The following is a 17,014-nucleotide window of genomic DNA, read 5'->3' on the forward strand; positions in this document are numbered from 1 at the left end:
CGCCGAGCAGCACGCTCCCTCACCGGGCCAGCAGCCACTCGGCCCGGGCGATCCTCTCCAGCCGGTCGCGCGAGCGCCGAGTGAACAGCAGGATCGCGATCAGCACCGCCGCATGGATGCTGCCCAGCACGATCAGCAGATAGGCACCGTGCAGCGAGGAGTCGAGCGGGGCCACGACGCCGGCGATGATCGACAGAGCCATCAGCAGCGTCGTGCCGAGTCGATCCAGCCGGACCGGGGCGAGGAACGGCACCAGCCAGAGGAAGTACCACAGGTGGACGACCGGGCTGAGCAGGAGCAGCGCCGACATCATCACGACGGTCGCGTGCAGAGCCCCGACGCGGTCGCCGGTGCGCCACCCCAATGCGATCCCCAGCACCACGACGCCCGAGGCGACGGTGGCGAGGGCCCGGACCAGGTCGAGGAAGAACGCGTCACCGGTGCCGGCACCGAGGAGCTCGGCGACCTGGTCGAGCGCACCGCCCAGCACAGTTGGGGCCGAGAGCGGAGTGTTCACCGAGCCGGGTACGGCGAGCGCCGCGACCCAGCCGGCGCCCAGACCCCAGGCGGCACCCATGCCGAAGAGCGTGCCGAGCGAGATCGCGCCGACCGCCGCGAGACGGCGTACCCGCTTGACCATCGTCGCGGCGAGCGGCAGCGACACGAGCGCGACCGCGATGCAGATCAGCCCGCCCGGCAGCTTCACGGCAGCGGCGGCACCACCCAGGACCGCGGCCCACTGCCAGCTCCCCTCGGCGGCCACGACCAGGGCGGCGGCCATCAGGCCGACCATGAGCAGGTCGTTGTGCAGGCCGCCGATACCGTTGGCCATCATCAGCGGTGACGCGATCACGATGCCGGTGGAGAGTGCCGGGTTGACGCCGGTCCAGCGAGCCAGCCGTGGGATCGCCCACGCCAGCAGGACCAGGCCGGTCACCGCGATGCAGCGGTGGAACACGACCAGCACCCAGGGGTCGCTGGTCAGCCGGGCAGCGAGGTCGCCGAGGATCAGCGGGAGCGGCCCGTAGGGCGTGGGGGTGTCCATCCAGCGCGGGTCCACCGCGTTGACGATGGGGCCGCGCAGCGCCGCCGGTCCGTGGTCGTAGGGCGAGACTCCGAGAGTGGTGAGCATCCCCTGCGCGGCATAGCTCCACCCGTCGCGGGAGAAGAGCGGCGGGGCGACCATCAGCGGTGCCGACCAGACCAGGGCGGCCCGGCGGACCGTGCCGAGCGCAGCGTCGCGTCCGGTCGCCTGCGTCCCAGCGACCTGGCGGCACAGGGTCAACCATGCGGTGGCGAGCAGGCCGAGTCCGGCCAGCACCAGGGCCAGGCCGAACATCCGGCCTGGCATCGTCTCGCGGACCACGGTGAACACGTCGAGGTGGAGCAGGCGGGCGGTGTCCGGGAGCGGGGAGACGATCAGCCCGCCCACGAACACCAGGCACGATCCGGTCAGTCCGCGAGCGATCACACCGCGAGGCTAGGCACCCTCGACCACGGCATCCGGAGCGCTCGGTGAATGGCGTCCGAACGGCAGGTGGCGCCTCGGTCCTCAGACACCTTCGCGGTCGTTGAAGCCGGGGTGCACGAACGGCTCGCCCTGCTTCAGCGTCTCGACCGCGCCGGGGTGCATCCGCTCGAGATGGGTGATCGCCTTGCGACGGTAGCGCAGGATCTGGACGATGCCGAGCAGCCAGAAGACATATTGCGCGCACATCGCGACCCGGAAGTCGCCGAGGTCGTACGCCGTCGCCCCCGCCGGTTCGAGCAGGTCGAGGATGATGCCGATCAGGGCCATCGTCATCAGGGACGCGACGAACCCGCCGATGTTGACCATCCCGTTCGCGCGGCCGAGCGTCTCCTCGGGACTGAACGTGCGGGCCAGGTCGAAGCCGACCATCGAGGCGGGGCCGCCGGATGCGGTGACGCAGACCAGCACGACGAGCAGCCAGATCGGGGCCTGGCCGGGCCACAGGAGCACGACCGTCCAGGTGACGACGATCGCGATCACGATGCCGACAACGATCCAGGACCGATAGAAGGGCACCACCGAGACCAGTCGGCCCAGCACGATGCCGCTCACCATCACCCAGCCGATCATCACCGTCAGCAGGGTGCCGGCCGCGGTCGGTGTCAGGCCCTGACCGGCGACCAGGAACGGATAGCCCCACAGCAGCACGAAGACCGTCATCGAGAACTGGCTGGTGAAGTGCGACCACATGCCCAGGCGGGTGCCGGGGTTGCCCCACACGGAACGGACCGAGGTGGCCAGGGCGCGCAGCTTGATCCGGACCGGGGCGATCTTCTCGTAGGGCGAGTCCTTGACCAGGCAGGCGGTGGCCACCAGCAGCGGGACGCCGATCATCGAGACCACTGCGAAGGCCTTGGTCCAGCCGTACTCGTGCAGGAGCAGCGACAGCGGACCGGCGGCGACGACCCCACCCAGCTGCCCGATCTGCCCGGTGAGCTGCGCGAGCATCGACCCCTGACGGACCAGGAACCAGGCAGAGACCAGGCGCAGCACGCAGACGAAGACCATCGCATCGCCGGCCCCGACGAATGCCCTGGCCACGACCGCAGCACCGAAGCTGGTGGTGAAGGCGAAGGCGAGCTGGGCCAGGGTCATCGTGACCAGGCCTGAGAGCAGCAGGGCGCGGGACCCGTAGCGGTCGAGCATCACTCCGACCGGCACCTGCATGCCCGCATAGACGACCAGTTGCAGCACCGTGAAGAAGGCCAGCTGGGTGCCGTTGATCTCGAAGCGCTCGGTGGCGATCAACCCGGCAACGCCCAACGAGCTCCGGTGGAAGACGGCCAGCACATAGACGAGGACCGCGACGATCCAGATCATCCACGCCCGGCGCCCACCGATCTCGTGGAGCTGGGCGCGGGTCATGGACCCATCATCTCAGCATCGGTGCGCGGACGCCCCGGGAAATGCGAGAGGGCCCGCGGTGGACGCGGGCCCTCTCATGCTGTTGCGTGGCAGATGAAGGATTCGAACCTTCGAAGCTTTCGCGACGGATTTACAGTCCGCTCCCATTGGCCGCTCGGGCAATCTGCCTCAGCACCACCCCGGCCTTGGCCGGGCGGCAGCAAGACGAAAGAATAGCGCAGCACGCTCACAGACTAAAAATGCCGTCGCCCACACCGGGGTCACGGCGAAGCAGAGGAGAAGTCATGGCCGACTCGTCGTTCGACATCGTCAGCAAGATCGACCGCCAGGAGGTCGACAACGCGCTGGGCCAGGCAGCCCGCGAGATCACCACGCGCTTCGACTTCAAGGGAACGGGCGCCAGCATCGAGTGGCAGGGCGACCAGGCCATCGAGATCAGCGCCTCCGCCGACGACCGGGCCAGCGCGGTGCTCGACGTCTTCCAGGGCAAGCTCGTCAAGCGCAACCAGTCCCTGAAGATCCTCGACGCCAGCGAGCCGCGCCAGTCCGGTCAGGTCTCCAAGATCTCGATCACGCTGAAGGAGGGCATCTCGTCGGAGGACGCCAAGAAGATCTCCAAGCTGATCCGCGACGAGGGCCCCAAGGGTGTCAAGGCGCAGATCCAGGGTGACGAGCTCCGGGTCTCCTCCAAGAAGCGCGACGACCTGCAAGCGGTCCAGCAGCTGGTCAAGTCGCAGGACTATGAGTTCGCGGTGCAGTTCACCAACTACCGCTGAGTCACCCTCAGGACCTGGCAGCGTCCGCACATCGTCCGCAGAATCGGCCGAGCCATTACCTGCCAGGTCATGGAGTCGCGACGAAGATGTACCTAGCCTCGCCGCATGAGCACACCGACGACGACGCCCCTTGACCCACCTCGTCCCGGCTACGCGATCGGTTACCTGACCGACGTCGAGGTCAACGACGAGCTGGTGGAATACATGGTGAGCGTCGAAGAGACCATGCGAGAGTTCGGCGGACGCTGGCTGGTCCACGGCACGACACCCGAGTACCGCGAGGGCGACCTGACCGGTGACATCGTGATCATCGGGTTCCCCGACATCGACAGCACCCGCGGATGGTACGAGTCCGACGCCTACCAGGCCGTCATCGAGTTGCGTACGCGCAACAGCCGCTCCCACATCGCCCTCCTCGAGGGCGTACCACCGACCTACTCCACCCGTGACACCATCGCGGGCCTGACCGGCTGAGGCGTCACGGCTCCCCTTGGGGCATCCACCGTTCACCGACTACCGCTGAACCGGTTGCCGGATGGCCTCGCGCCACTAACATCCAACCCATGCCCCGCAACCCGGAAGCCGCGATCGAGATCGACGCACCACTCGAGACCGTGTGGCAGGTGATGCTCGACGTCGATGCCTATCCCGAGTGGAACCCGTTCGTCGTCAAGGCCGAGTGCAACAACCCGCCGCGAGTCGGCGACCCGATCCTGCTGCACGTGAAGTGGGCCAACGGCAAGGGCGTGAATTCACCCGAGCGGATCAAGGTGCTGGAGGCGCCGGCAGGCGACTCCAGCGGTACGACGACCGCGACGCTCGCCTATGTCTTCGAGGGCTGGCCCGCGAAGCTGGGGCTCGTGAAGGGGATCCGCTACCAACGCCTGCGCCAGGTCGGCGGTGGCCCCACGACGTACTCCACGGTCGAGGAGTTCAGCGGACCGCTGGTGAAGCTTGCCGGGCCCGCTCGGGTGGCCGAGGGCTTCGCCCGCCACGCCCGCGCCCTCAAGGAACGGGCAGAGAGTCGCCCCTGATCGACTCTCTTTTGGCCGATCCCCGCGTCCGGCCCCGCCCCTCACACACGGGCTGGTCATGGGTCGAGTGAGAGGCCGACTCATGGGCGCTGGAGAGCACCCCGGATCCGAATGGCTGAGACGCCGTTCGGCGGTTCGGGACGCGGACTATGGTGGAAGTTCGAGAGGCATCTTTCCGTCCGCATCCGGGCGAAAACTGGAACGTGTTCCATTTCTGCCATACTCTCGGTACGGGCGGAGCGGACAAATCAGTCAGGAAGTAGGTAGGCGCGGTGGCCAAGCAGGTCCAGCAACTCGATCGTGTGATCATCCGATTCGCGGGTGATTCCGGTGACGGCATGCAACTCACCGGAGACCGATTCACCCAGGAATCGGCCGCGTTCGGCAACGACCTGGTCACGCTGCCCAACTTCCCCGCCGAGATCCGGGCGCCTCAGGGCACCATCCCCGGCGTCTCGTCGTTCCAGGTGCACTTCGCCGACCACGACATCCTCACCGCCGGCGACTCCCCCGACGTGCTGGTGGCGATGAACCCGGCCGCGTTGAAGGCCAACCTGAGCGACCTGGCCAAGGGCGCCTCGATCATCGTGGACACCCATGACTTCACCACCCGCAACCTGGCCAAGGCCGGCTATGCCGAGAACCCGCTCGACGACGGCTCGCTGGACGAGTTCGACCTGCACCGCGTCGACCTGACCGGGATGACCGTCGAGGCGGTCAAGGAGTTCGGCCTTTCCCGCAAGGACGCCGCGCGTGCGAAGAACATGTTCGCGCTCGGCCTGCTGTCGTGGATGTACGGCCGCCCCACCGAGAACACGACCGCCTTCCTGTCGAAGAAGTTCGCCAAGGTGCCCGACATCAGGGACGCCAACATCAAGGCGTTCAAGATGGGCTGGAACTTCGGCGAGACCACCGAGACGTTCATCGTCCAATATGAGGTCAAGCCCGCCGCGATGCCGCCGGGCACCTACCGCAACATCTCCGGCAACCTCGCGCTCTCCTACGGCCTGGTCGCGGCCGGCGTGCAGTCCGGTCTCCCGGTCTTCCTCGGCTCCTACCCGATCACTCCGGCCTCCGACATCCTCCACGAGCTCTCCAAGCACAAGTCGTTCGGCGTGACCACGCTGCAGGCCGAGGACGAGATCGCCGGAGTCGGCGCCGCCATCGGCGCCTCGTTCGCCGGTCACCTCGGCGTCACGACCACGTCCGGCCCCGGTGTCGCGCTGAAGGGTGAGGCGATCGGCCTGGCAGTGATGACCGAGCTGCCGCTGCTCGTGATCAACGTGCAGCGCGGTGGCCCCTCCACCGGCCTGCCGACCAAGACCGAGCAGTCCGACCTGCTCCAGGCCATGTTCGGTCGCAACGGCGAGGCGCCGGTCCCGATCGTGGCGCCGCAATCCCCCGGTGACTGCTTCGCGGCCGCCGTGGAGGCCGCCCGGATCGCGATCACCTACCGCACCCCGGTGATGCTGCTCAGTGACGGCTACCTGGCCAACGGGTCCGAGCCCTGGTCGATCCCCTCGATCGATGACCTGCCGGTGATCGAGCCCCGCTTCGCCTCCGCGGACGACCTGGCCGAGGGCGAGGAGTTCGCTCCCTACAGCCGCGACGAGGAGACCCTGGCCCGACCGTGGGCGATCCCCGGCACCCCGGGCCTCGAGCACCGCATCGGCGGGCTCGAGAAGGGCGACGGTCACGGCAACATCTCCTACGACCCGGCCAACCACGACAAGATGGTCCGGCTGCGCCAGGCCAAGGTCGACCGGATCGCCAACTCGCTGCCCCCGCTCGAGGTGGACGACCCCTCGGGTGCCGCAAAGGTCCTCGTGCTCGGCTGGGGATCGACGTACGGCCCGATCGGCGCCGGCATCCGCCGCGTCCGCAAGGCCGGCTACAACGTGGCCCAGGTGCACCTGCGCCACCTCAACCCGTTCCCGAACGATCTCGGCGAGATCCTGAAGCGCTACGACAAGGTCCTGGTCCCGGAGATGAACCTGGGCCAGCTCTCGATGCTGCTGCGCGCCAAATATCTCGTCGACGCGATCGGCTACAACCAGGTCCGCGGATTGCCGCTGAAGGCAGCCGAGCTCGCCGACGCGATCGCCGACCTGGTCTCGCAGGCCGAGGGCATCACCATCGACCTGACCGCAGCGGCCGCACAGGAGGCGATCTGACATGACGACCACCCACAACACCGCCGACCTGCCGTTCCCCGGGCTGGCGAACGGCCTCAAGGGCGTGCCCACCGTGGACGAGGGCGCGAAGCTGACCGGCAAGGACTTCACCTCCGACCAGGAGGTGCGCTGGTGCCCCGGTTGCGGGGACTACGCCGTCCTCAAGGCGGTCCAGTCGTTCCTGCCGACCCTGAACATCCGCCGCGAGAACACCGTGTTCATCTCCGGCATCGGCTGCTCGTCGCGGTTCCCCTACTACCTCGACACCTATGGCATGCACTCGATCCACGGGCGTGCGCCCTCGATCGCGACCGGCCTGGCCACCGCGCGCGAAGACCTCTCGGTCTTCGTGGTCACCGGTGACGGTGACGCGCTGTCCATCGGCGGCAACCACCTGATCCACGCCCTGCGCCGCAACGTGAACCTGACGATCCTGCTGTTCAACAACCGGATCTACGGCCTCACCAAGGGGCAGTACTCCCCCACCTCCGAGGTCGGCAAGGTCACCAAGTCCACGCCGGTCGGGTCGCTGGACCATCCGTTCAACCCGGTCTCGCTCGCCCTGGGCGCCGAGGGATCCTTCGTGGCCCGCACCATCGACTCGGACCGCAAGCACCTCACCTCGGTGCTCGCCGCTGCCGCCGCCCACAACGGCACCAGCTTCGTGGAGATCTACCAGAACTGCCCGATCTTCAACGACGGCGCCTTCGACGCGATCAAGAGCCCCGACACCAAGGCCGACGCGATCATCCCGCTGGTCCACGGTGAGCCGATCACCTTCGGCGCCCGCGACGAGGAGACCGGCCTGGGCAACAAGGGCCTGATCCGCAACGCAGGCGGCGGGGTCGAGGTGGCCGAGTTGGCCGACGTGGGCCTCGAGGCGATCCTGGTCCACGACGCGCACAACCCGGACCCCTCCACGGCGTTCGCGATCAGCCGGCTCACCGACTCGGGCTACCTCAACCAGTCCCCGATCGGCATCTTCCGCCAGGTCGAGCGACCGGCGTACGACGAAGAGGCGCGAAAGCAGATCGCCACCGCGCAGGAGTCCGTCACCGCCACGCCGACCGACCGCCTGGCCGGACTGATCAACGGCGGCGACACCTGGACCGTCGTCTGAGCCTGCGCAGCGAGGAACGAGCGCAGCAGGTGAAGCGACATCCAGCCGGAGTCTGAGCCTGCGCAGCGAGGAACGAGCGCAGCAGGTGAAGCGACGATCCAGCCTCGTCTGAACCTGCACGCACGAAGGGCCTCCCACCGTTGGTGGGAGGCCCTTTTGCGTAGTCGCTGAGTGCTGGCGGCTCAGTAGGACTTGTAGGTGTACCAGGTCGGGCTGGTGGTCTGGACGAAGGCAGGTGCGCTCGCCGAGATGATCACCCGGTAGTAGTAGCGACCGCTACGCGGAGCAGCGACCGAGGCCTTGTAGGCGCCGTACTTGTTGGTCTTGACCCACTTGTAGGTCTTGTAGGTGCCCTTGGAGTAGTTCGAGCGGACGATCTTGACCGACTTGTTGGCCCAGCCCGGGTCGACGTTGCCCTGCATGTAGAGGCGACCGGACGAGGACTTGACGATCTTGGCGCCGGAGTCACGGCGGGCCTTGATCGCGCGCCAGTTGCTGGTCGCCGGGAAGGTCCACGAGTCGGTGCTGCCGCCGGTGTAGACCACCCGGTAGGTGGTGTTGGCGTAGGCAAGGGTGCGGAAGCTGAAGGAGGACTCGGTGCTGTCAGAGGCCACCCACTTCCAGCTGGAGTAGGGGGCGACCTTGCGATAGAGCGCGACCTTGCCGGGGGTCTCGGCGACCGGGCCCCAGCCGTCCTGGGGGTGCTGACCCTGGACCTGTCCCGAGATGGTGATCGCGGTCTTGTAGGTGTAGACCGAGCTGGTCTTGTTGATCACGATCCGGGTGTCCACCGTCGTCGCGGCCTCGGCGGCCGTGGTGGTCATGGCGATCGGGATGGGGGAGAGCATTGCCGCTCCGGCGACGGCGGCAAGGAGACGCTTGGGATTCATGGATTCCTCCGACAGAGTGTGTGGGCGGTGCGAGAGCCATGTACCCCCTCCCCGTACCTCCGAAACCAACGATCGGTGAATCTGCCAACTAGAGTGCTGACCATGTCCCGGCCGCCCCGTTCAGAGTCGCAGAAGGGCTTCATCCTCGGGGTCGCGGCCTATGGCATCTGGGGGGCATTCCCGCTCTACTGGCCGCTGCTCGAACCAGCTGGGGCGGTCGAGATCCTCGCCCACCGGGTGGTCTGGTCGATGCTGACGATGGCGATCCTGATCTTCGTCGTCGGGCGGACCCGGCAGCTGCGTGACATCTGGCATTCGCCGCGCACCAGGCGCCTGCTCACGTTGGGGTCGGTTGTGATCGCGATCAACTGGGGCACCTACATCTGGGGCGTCAACAACGGGCACGTCGTCGAGGCGTCACTGGGCTACTTCATCAACCCACTGGTGACGATGCTGATGGGCGTGCTGGTCTTCCGCGAGCGGCTCCGACCGATGCAGTGGTTCGCGGTCTCGATAGCGACCGCCGCGGTCATCGTGCTCACCCTCGCCTACGGGCGACTGCCCTGGGTCGCCCTGATCCTGGCGTTCTCGTTCGGCACCTACGGCCTGGCCAAGAAGCAGGCGAACACCGGCGCCGTGGAGAGCCTGACCTGGGAGACGATCGTGCTCTCCCCGATCGCCCTGGGCTATGTCATCTTCCTGATCGCCACCGGCAACTCCGAGTTCGGCAGCAACGGAGCTGGCCACGCGGCGATCCTGATGACCGCCGGCCTGATCACCGCGGTGCCGCTGATCTGCTTCGGCGCGGCCGCGACCAGGCTGCCGATGGTGACCCTGGGGCTGCTGCAATACCTCGCCCCGATCCTGCAGTTCGCCCTCGGCGTCCTGCTCTTCCACGAGGACATGCCGCTGGGTCGCTGGATCGGCTTCGGCCTGGTCTGGATCGCCCTGGTCATCTTCACCGTCGAGTCGGTGAACCACCGTCGGCGTCAGCTGCGCATCGCCGCCGACGCCTCAGCCATCTGACGCGACCGGCGTGCGCCGGGCGACCGTGGGTCACCCGGCGACTGGGTTTCGTCTCAGACGTCGGTGATCCGGATGCCGGCGTGCGCCTTGTAGCGACGGTTGGCGCTGATCAGGTTGGCGGTGAGCGCCTCGACCTGGTGGGCGTTGCGGACGCGGCCGCCGTACACGCCACGGACGCCGGGGATCGCCGAGGCGAGGGCCTGCACGGTGTCGGTGGCCTCACGGTCGTCACCGAGGACGAGTACGTCGGTCTCGATCGAGGTGACCTCGGGGTCCTCGAGCAGGACGGCGCTGACGTTGTGGAAAGCGCCGACGACGCGGCTCTCCGGGAGGAGGCCGAATGCCTGCTGGGTGGCCGAGCCCTCCTCGACGTGGAGCGCATAGGCGCCCTGCTTGTCGAAGCCGAGCGGGTTCACGCAGTCGACGACGATCTTGCCAGCGAGCTGCGGGGCGAGGGACTTGAGGAGCTCGCCGTGCCCGTCCCAGGGAACGACGACGAGGACGATGTCGCCCTGCTCGGACGCGCCCGCGTTGTCGGCACCGGCGACACTCTTGCCGATCGCCTCGCTGAGCTCCTTGGCCGCTGCCTCACCCTTCTCGGTGGTGCGGCTGCCGAGCACCACGTTCAGTCCGGCTTGCGCGAAGCGCCGGGCAAGGCCGCGGCCCTGGGGGCCGGTGCCGCCGAGCACAGCGATGGTGAGTCCGGTCAGGTCGATGGTGGATTCGCTCATGCTCGGGATGCTAATGCGTTACCGATGAGTCACTTGCGGGTGTCCACCCCGCCCGTCAACAACCGTCGGCTCAGCGATCCAATCTCGTCGAGCCGGCACTTGTTGATGCCCCACTCCTCGCCCCACCCGTCAATAACTGCCGAGTCGGCGGTTGTTCACGAACGACCGGCAGTCAACAAGTGCCGGGTCGGTGCAGGCCGGGCGGGGCGGGGTGGGGTGGGTCAGGCGGTGCGGGTGGCGACCACGTCGGCGAAGGCCTCGAGTGCGGACCGGACCGGACCCTGGGGCAGGGCACCGAGCAGCGCCTTGGCCTCCCCCGCGCGCTCGACCACGAACGCTCGCGCCTGGTCCATCGCCGGGTGCTTGCGCAGCAGGTCGAGCGCCTCGGCGTGCAGGGCGTCGTCGGAGAGGTCGAGGCCGAGCAGCTCCTTGAGCCGGGCGTCGGCCGGATCGGACGATGCCTGGGCGAGCAGCACCGGCAGGGTCGGCACACCCTCGCGCAGGTCGGTGCCCGGGGTCTTGCCGGACTCCTCGGACTCGGAGGCGATGTCGAGGATGTCGTCGGAGAGCTGGAACGCGGTGCCGACGAGCTCGCCGTACGCCGCCAGCGCGTCCTCGATCTCCTGACCGGCGCCACCGAAGCGGGCGCCGTACAGCGCCGAGGTGGCGATCAGCGAGCCGGTCTTGCCGGCGACGACGCGGAGGTGGTGCTCGATCGGGTCGGTGCCCTCGGGGGCCGGAACCGTCTCCAGGATCTGGCCCTCGACCAGGCGGGTGAACGTGCGTGCCTGGATCCTGACCGCAGACGCACCCAGGTCGGCGGTCAGCTCAGAGGACTTCGAGAACAGGAAGTCACCGGTCAGGATCGCCACGTGGTTGTCCCAGCGGGCGTTGGCCGAGTCGGCCCCACGGCGCAGGTCAGCCTCGTCCATCACGTCATCGTGATAGAGCGAAGCCAGGTGCGTCAGCTCGACCACGCAGGCAGCAGTGATCACGTCGTCGGAGTCGGCCTGGTCGCCGGTCTCCGCGGCCAGCAGCACCAGCAGCGGGCGGAAGCGCTTCCCGCCGGCGTGCATGAGGTGCCGGGCAGCCGTAGTCACATATTCGGTCTCGCTGCGGATGTGGCCAGTGAGAGCTTCCTCCACCTCGACCAACCGCGCCTTCAGGCGGGCGGCGAGTTCCTCGTCGAGGATGGGGAGGGCCAGTGCGGGGCCGGTGTTCGGGTCGGTCACCTGATGAAGTCTCCCGCATGCGCTGCCAGATCGAGAACCGGGCCGGGCAGAACGCCCAGTACGACGGTCACGACGACACCGAGCCCGATCGCCGTGGCGGTCATGAAGCTGGGCAGCGTGACGGCCGGACCAGCACCCTGGGGCTCGGAGAAGTACATGATCACGATCACCCGGATGTAGAAGAACGCGGCCAGTGCGGAGGTCAGCACCGCGATCACCACGATCGGCCAGGCTCCACCCGACATCGCCGAGGCGAAGACCGCCCACTTCCCGCTGAAGCCAGCGGTCAGCGGAATGCCCGCGAACCCGAGCAGGAACAGGGTCATCGCACCGGCGATGACCGGAGACTCCTTGCCCAGGCCTGCCCAACGGGACAGGTGGGTCGCCTCCCCGCCCGCGTCGCGGACCAGCGAGACAATCGCGAAGGCGCCGACGGTCATGAACCCATAGGTGACCAGGTAGAAGAGCACGGACTGGGTGGAGGTGATCTGGTCACCGACCGCGGTCGCCGCGGAGGTGGTCCCGATCAGGCCGGTGAGCAGGAACCCGGTGTGCGTGATCGAGGAGTAGGCCAGCATCCGCTTGATGTCGCTCTGTGCGATGGCCAGCACTGCACCGATCACCATCGAGCCGATCGCAATCACCCACAGCATCGGCTCCCAGGTCCAGCGCTCGGAGCCGAAGGCGACATAGAAGATGCGGAGCATCGCACCGAACGCGGCGATCTTCGTCGCGGCCGCCATGAAGGCGGTGACCTGGGTCGGAGCGCCCTGATAGACGTCCGGGGTCCAGGCCTGGAACGGAACCGCACCGACCTTGAAGAGCAGGCCGACCGAGATCAGCCCGATCCCGATCAGCAGCAGAGTCCGGCTCTCGGTGCTGTTGGCGATCGCCTCGTTGATGCCCGAGTAGGACATCGAGCCGGCATAGCCGTAGACCAGCGCGATCCCATAGATCACGAACCCGGAGGAGAAAGCCCCGAGCAGGAAATATTTCAGTGCCGCTTCCTGGCTGAGCAGGCGGCGACGCCGGGCCAGTCCGGAGAGCAGGTAGAGCGGCAGGGAGAGGACCTCGAGGCCGACGAAGAAGGTCAGCAGGTCGTTGGCCGAGGTGAAGATCATCATCCCGCCGAGGGCGAACATCATCAGCGGGAAGACCTCGGTGTGGTCCAGTCCCTGCGTCGATGCCTCGCGCTCGGCCTCCGTGCCGGGCAGGGCTGCGGCCTGGCCGGCGAACGCCGAGACCCCGCCCTCGAGGCGACGCTCGGCGAAGAGCAGGACACCGGCAACGGAGACCACCAACAGCAGGCCCCACAGGAAGATCGCCGGTCCGTCGACGGCCAGGGCGCCTTCCGCGGCCACCAGGCCGCGGGCGGACCCGTGCTTCTCGAGGTCGATCCCGACCCAGATGACCGCACCCAGGGCGGCCAGGGTGCCGAGGAGACCGAGGCTCACCTGGGCCAGATAACGACCACCACGCGGGACGAACGCCTCGACGAGGACGCCCAGGCAGGCGACGCCGAAGACGATCAGCAACGGCGAGAGCTCGGCGTACTCGATGACGGGCTTCACGAACTCCATCAGTGCTCGCCCCCTTCGGTGTCGACGGTCGGCACGGTGGGCGGTTCATCCGCCGTTCCGACGTAGTCCATGGTTGCCGCGACGGCGGGATTGATCACGTCGAGCAGCGGTTGCGGATAGAAGCCGAAGAGCACCATCGCCAGCACCAGCGGCGCGATCGCGCCGACCTCACGGGGGCTGACGTCGGTGAAGGTCTCCACCTGCGGGTGCGTCGGGCCGGTCATGATCTTCTGGTACATCCAGAGCACGTAGATCGCGGCGAGCACGATCCCGGTCACCGCGAAGGCGCCGACGACCCAGTGGTGGGCGAATCCGCCGACCAGGACCAGGAACTCCGAGACGAACGGCGAGAGGCCGGGCAGCCCCAGCGTGCCGAGGCCACCGATCAGGAAGAGGCCGGCCAGGATCGGGGCCTTCTTCTCCACTCCCCCGTGGTCGCTGATCAGCGTCGATCCGCGACGACGGATCAGGTAGCCGGCGACCAGGAAGAGGATCGCCGTCGCGACGCCGTGGTTGAACATGTAGAACGTCGCGCCGGACATGCCCTGGCTGTTCATCACGAAGATGCCGAGCACGATGAAGCCGAAGTGCGACAGCGAGGTCAGGCCGATCAGGCGGAGCATGTCGTCCTGGCCGATCGCCAGCAGCGCTCCATAGATGATGCTGATCAGGGCCAGCACGATGACCACCGGCGTGGCCCACTGCGAGGCCTCCGGGAACATGCCCAGGCAGAACCGCAGCATGCCGTAGGTGCCGATCTTGTCGAGCACGCAGATCAGCAGCACGGACGTGCCGGGGGTGGCCGCGGCCGTGGTGTCCGGCAGCCAGGTGTGCACCGGGAAGAGCGGCGCCTTGATCGCGAAGGCGATGAAGAAGCCGAGGAACAGCCAGCGACCGGTCTCCTTGTCGATGTCGAGCGAGGCCAGGTCGGAGATCAGGTACGTCGGCTCGCCGGCGTTGGCGGAGACCGCGTAGAGCCCCACGACTGAGGCCAGCATGATCAGTCCGCCGGCCAGCATGTAGAGCAGGAACTTCACTGCCGCCTTGGCCCGCTGGGCCCGGTCGGCGCCACCGAAGTGCCCGATCAGGAAGTACGCCGGGATCAGCGTCGCCTCGAAGGCGACGTAGAACAGGAAGACGTCCTGGGCCATGAAGACCACGAGCGCCATCGCCTGCATGGCCAGCATCCACCCGAAGTAGGAGCCAGCTCGCGAGACGACGGTGCCGTCCGGGGCGATCTCGTCGGCGTCGTACCAGGAGCCGAGGATCACCACGGGGACCAGCAGCGTGGTCAGCAGCACGAGGGTCAGCCCGATGCCGTCGACCCCGAGCGCATAGTGCGCGCCGAAGGCGGGGATCCACTCGTGCGTCTCGGTGAACTGCATGCCGTTGTGGTTGACGAAGCGGAGCGCCACCACGGCGGAGAGCACGAAGGTGATCACCGAGGTGCCGAGTGCGACGTACTTCGGCAGCAGCGAGACGCTCCCACCCACTCCGCCACCAGCAGGCACGAAGCGGGTCGCGAGTGCTCCCAGCAACGGGACCAGCACGATCAGGCTCAGCCAAGGGAAGTCGTTCACAGGCCGTTCACCCCCAGCATCACGAGCACCACGAGGGAGGCGCCGACCAGCACCCAGAGGGCGTAGGAGCGCACGAAGCCGTTCTGCACCGTCCGGGAGACGCGGGCCAGGCCACCCATCCCGGCGGCCTGCCCCTCGACGGCGCCGTCGATGACGCTGTTGTCGAAGGTGGTCAGACCGGCCACGAGGTGGCGACCGGGCGTGACCACCAGGGTGTCGTTGATGGTGTCCCCGTAGAGGTCGGCGCGGGCCGCTCTCGTGAAAACGGAGACGTCCGTGGGTGCGACGCGGGGCACCTGAGTCCTTCCGATCGTGAACCAGGCAAGGGCAACACCGGCAGCGACGGTCGCGACCACGATGAGCGTGAGCACGAGGACCGGCACCGGCAGGTGTCCGTGGTGGACCTCGCCGACGACCGGCGAGAGCCAGTCGACGATCCAGTTGTTGATGAGCAGCGCCCCACCGAGCACCGACAGTGCACCGAGCACGATCAGCGGGATGGTCATCACCTTCGGCGACTCGTGCGGGTGTACGCCGTCCTCCCAACGCCCGTGGCCGTCCGGCTCGGGGGTGAAGAAGGTCAGCAGCATCAGTCGGGTCATGTAGAACGCCGTGACGCCGGCACCGATCAGGGCGGCGATGCCGACCACGATGTTCTCGGCGAACGCGGCCTCGATGATCTTGTCCTTCGACCAGAACCCGGCGAAGCCCGGGAAGCCGATGATCGCGAGATAGCCCATGGCGAAGGTCAGGAAGGTCACTGGGAGCGCCTTCCTCAGCGCGCCGTAGTGCCGCATGTTCACGTCGTCGTCCATCGCGTGCATCACCGAGCCGGCACCGAGGAACATGTTGGCCTTGAAGAAGCCGTGGGTGATCAGGTGGAAGATCGCGAACGCATAGCCGGCCGGGCCGAGACCGGCACCGAGCATCATGTAGCCGATCTGGCTCATCGTGGAGCCGGCCAGCACCTTCTTGATGTCGTCCTTGGCACAACCGATGACCGCACCCCACAGCAGCGTGACCACGGCGACCAGGACCACGGCGGTCTGGGCGGTCGGTGCGAACTCGTAGATGAAGTTGGACCGGACCACGAGATAGACGCCGGCGGTGACCATGGTTGCCGCGTGGATCAGGGCCGAGACCGGGGTCGGGCCCTCCATCGCGTCCAGGAGCCAGGCCTGCAACGGCACCTGGGCGCTCTTGCCGCAGGCTCCGAGCAGGAGCAGCAGCCCGATCGCGGTCATCGTCGACTCACTCGCACCCTCGGCCGCGGCACTGACGCCGGCGAACGAGATGGTGCCGAAGGTGACGAAGATGAGCATGATCGCCAGCGACATCCCGATGTCACCAACGCGGTTGATCACGAACGCCTTCTTGGCCGCGGCCGCGGCACTCGGCTTGTGCTGCCAGAAGCCGATCAGCAGGTACGACGCCAGGCCGACGCCCTCCCAGCCCAGGAAGACGACCAGGTAGTTGCCGGCCAGGACCAGGGTGAGCATGGCCGCGATGAAGAGGTTGAGATAGCCGAAGAAGCGCCGACGCCGCTCGTCGTGCTCCATGTACCCGATGGAGTAGATGTGGATCAGCGAGCCGACACCGGTGATCAGCAGCACGAACAGGATCGAGAGCTGGTCGACGAGGAGGTCCATGCCGACCTCGAAGCCACCGACCTCGATCCAGGTGAACAGGTGGTTGAGCACCTGCCGGTCGTCACCGTCGCGGCCCATCAGGGCGAAGAAGGTGATCAGTCCGAGCACGAAGGCGCCCACTGCGGTGGCCGTGCCGAGCAGGTGGCCCCACGCGTTGGTACGCCGTCCTCCCACCAGCAGGATGGCGGCACCGGCCAGCGGCAGCACGATCAGCAGCCAGGACAGGGAGAAGATCCCGTCGGCCGCCACCGGTGACAGCACGGGCACGTGCACGTCGGTTGCGAGCCCCGTCAGGAGCGGAGCAATCTGGGTCGTCAAGTCAGTCA

The 17,014-nt window shown here is 67.7% G+C and carries 14 protein-coding genes and 1 tRNA gene; 6 read left to right on the forward strand and 9 right to left on the reverse strand.

Going from position 1 to position 17,014, the window contains the following annotated elements; genetic code table 11:
- Positions 1-19: 19 nt before the first annotated feature.
- The 3 genes from mptB to BJ980_RS08850 form a co-directional block, all read right to left on the reverse strand.
- Entirely contained in the window at positions 20-1,471 is a 1,452-nt protein-coding gene (gene mptB, locus BJ980_RS08840) for a polyprenol phosphomannose-dependent alpha 1,6 mannosyltransferase MptB (protein ID WP_179501955.1), read from the reverse strand.
- Positions 1,472-1,552: 81 nt separating this feature from the next.
- The gene (locus BJ980_RS08845; protein WP_179501956.1) at positions 1,553-2,896 is read right to left on the reverse strand and encodes an MFS transporter; all 1,344 of its coding nucleotides are present in this window, start codon (positions 2,894-2,896) and stop codon (positions 1,553-1,555) included.
- Positions 2,897-2,983: 87 nt separating this feature from the next.
- Positions 2,984-3,064 (reverse strand) — tRNA-Tyr (locus tag BJ980_RS08850).
- 116 nt (positions 3,065-3,180) lie between these two features.
- Here BJ980_RS08850 and BJ980_RS08855 point away from each other — a divergent pair.
- From BJ980_RS08855 to BJ980_RS08875, 5 genes are all read left to right on the forward strand, one after another.
- Entirely contained in the window at positions 3,181-3,672 is a 492-nt protein-coding gene (locus BJ980_RS08855) for a YajQ family cyclic di-GMP-binding protein (protein ID WP_179501957.1), read from the forward strand.
- A 105-nt stretch (positions 3,673-3,777) separates the two neighbouring features.
- Positions 3,778-4,146, forward strand: coding sequence for a DUF1330 domain-containing protein (locus BJ980_RS08860; RefSeq protein WP_218855450.1), 369 nt, complete (start codon positions 3,778-3,780; stop codon positions 4,144-4,146).
- A gap of 89 nt (positions 4,147-4,235) precedes the next feature.
- On the forward strand, positions 4,236-4,706 hold the full coding sequence (locus BJ980_RS08865; RefSeq protein WP_179501958.1) for an SRPBCC domain-containing protein: 471 nt from the start codon (positions 4,236-4,238) through the stop codon (positions 4,704-4,706).
- A gap of 272 nt (positions 4,707-4,978) precedes the next feature.
- Positions 4,979-6,880: a 2-oxoacid:acceptor oxidoreductase subunit alpha gene (locus tag BJ980_RS08870; protein ID WP_179501959.1), complete on the forward strand. Its 1,902-nt coding sequence runs from the start codon at positions 4,979-4,981 to the stop codon at positions 6,878-6,880.
- Position 6,881: 1 nt separating this feature from the next.
- Positions 6,882-8,000, forward strand: coding sequence for a 2-oxoacid:ferredoxin oxidoreductase subunit beta (locus tag BJ980_RS08875; RefSeq protein WP_179501960.1), 1,119 nt, complete (start codon positions 6,882-6,884; stop codon positions 7,998-8,000).
- A 182-nt stretch (positions 8,001-8,182) separates the two neighbouring features.
- On the opposite strand, the gene BJ980_RS08880 is transcribed toward BJ980_RS08875, so the two are convergent.
- On the reverse strand, positions 8,183-8,890 hold the full coding sequence (locus tag BJ980_RS08880; RefSeq protein WP_179501961.1) for a hypothetical protein: 708 nt from the start codon (positions 8,888-8,890) through the stop codon (positions 8,183-8,185).
- A 102-nt stretch (positions 8,891-8,992) separates the two neighbouring features.
- On the opposite strand from BJ980_RS08880, the gene rarD reads away from it, so the two are divergent.
- On the forward strand, positions 8,993-9,916 hold the full coding sequence (rarD, locus tag BJ980_RS08885; protein WP_179501962.1) for an EamA family transporter RarD: 924 nt from the start codon (positions 8,993-8,995) through the stop codon (positions 9,914-9,916).
- Between the two features lie 53 nt (positions 9,917-9,969).
- Here the strand turns inward: rarD and npdG are convergent, their stop codons facing one another.
- From npdG to nuoL, 5 genes are all read right to left on the reverse strand, one after another.
- Positions 9,970-10,647 (reverse strand): NADPH-dependent F420 reductase, encoded by a 678-nt coding sequence (gene npdG / locus BJ980_RS08890; protein WP_179501963.1) that lies wholly within the window; start codon positions 10,645-10,647, stop codon positions 9,970-9,972.
- Between the two features lie 221 nt (positions 10,648-10,868).
- Positions 10,869-11,879: a polyprenyl synthetase family protein gene (locus BJ980_RS08895; RefSeq protein WP_179501964.1), complete on the reverse strand. Its 1,011-nt coding sequence runs from the start codon at positions 11,877-11,879 to the stop codon at positions 10,869-10,871.
- A complete protein-coding gene (gene nuoN / locus BJ980_RS08900) occupies positions 11,876-13,459 on the reverse strand; it encodes an NADH-quinone oxidoreductase subunit NuoN (RefSeq protein ID WP_179501965.1) in 1,584 nt (527 codons plus the stop codon). Before nuoN ends, BJ980_RS08895 begins: the two co-directional genes overlap by 4 nt.
- Entirely contained in the window at positions 13,459-15,039 is a 1,581-nt protein-coding gene (locus BJ980_RS08905) for an NADH-quinone oxidoreductase subunit M (RefSeq protein ID WP_179501966.1), read from the reverse strand. The genes nuoN and BJ980_RS08905 overlap by 1 nt, the downstream gene beginning before the upstream one ends.
- Positions 15,036-16,949 carry an NADH-quinone oxidoreductase subunit L gene (nuoL, locus tag BJ980_RS08910; protein WP_343047910.1) on the reverse strand — a complete coding sequence of 638 codons (1,914 nt, stop codon included), beginning with the start codon at positions 16,947-16,949 and terminating at the stop codon, positions 15,036-15,038. Before nuoL ends, BJ980_RS08905 begins: the two co-directional genes overlap by 4 nt.
- Between the last annotated feature and the right edge of the window lie 65 nt (positions 16,950-17,014).

The organism is Nocardioides daedukensis, assembly GCF_013408415.1.
GTDB classification, from domain to species: Bacteria; Actinomycetota; Actinomycetes; order Propionibacteriales; family Nocardioidaceae; genus Nocardioides; species Nocardioides daedukensis.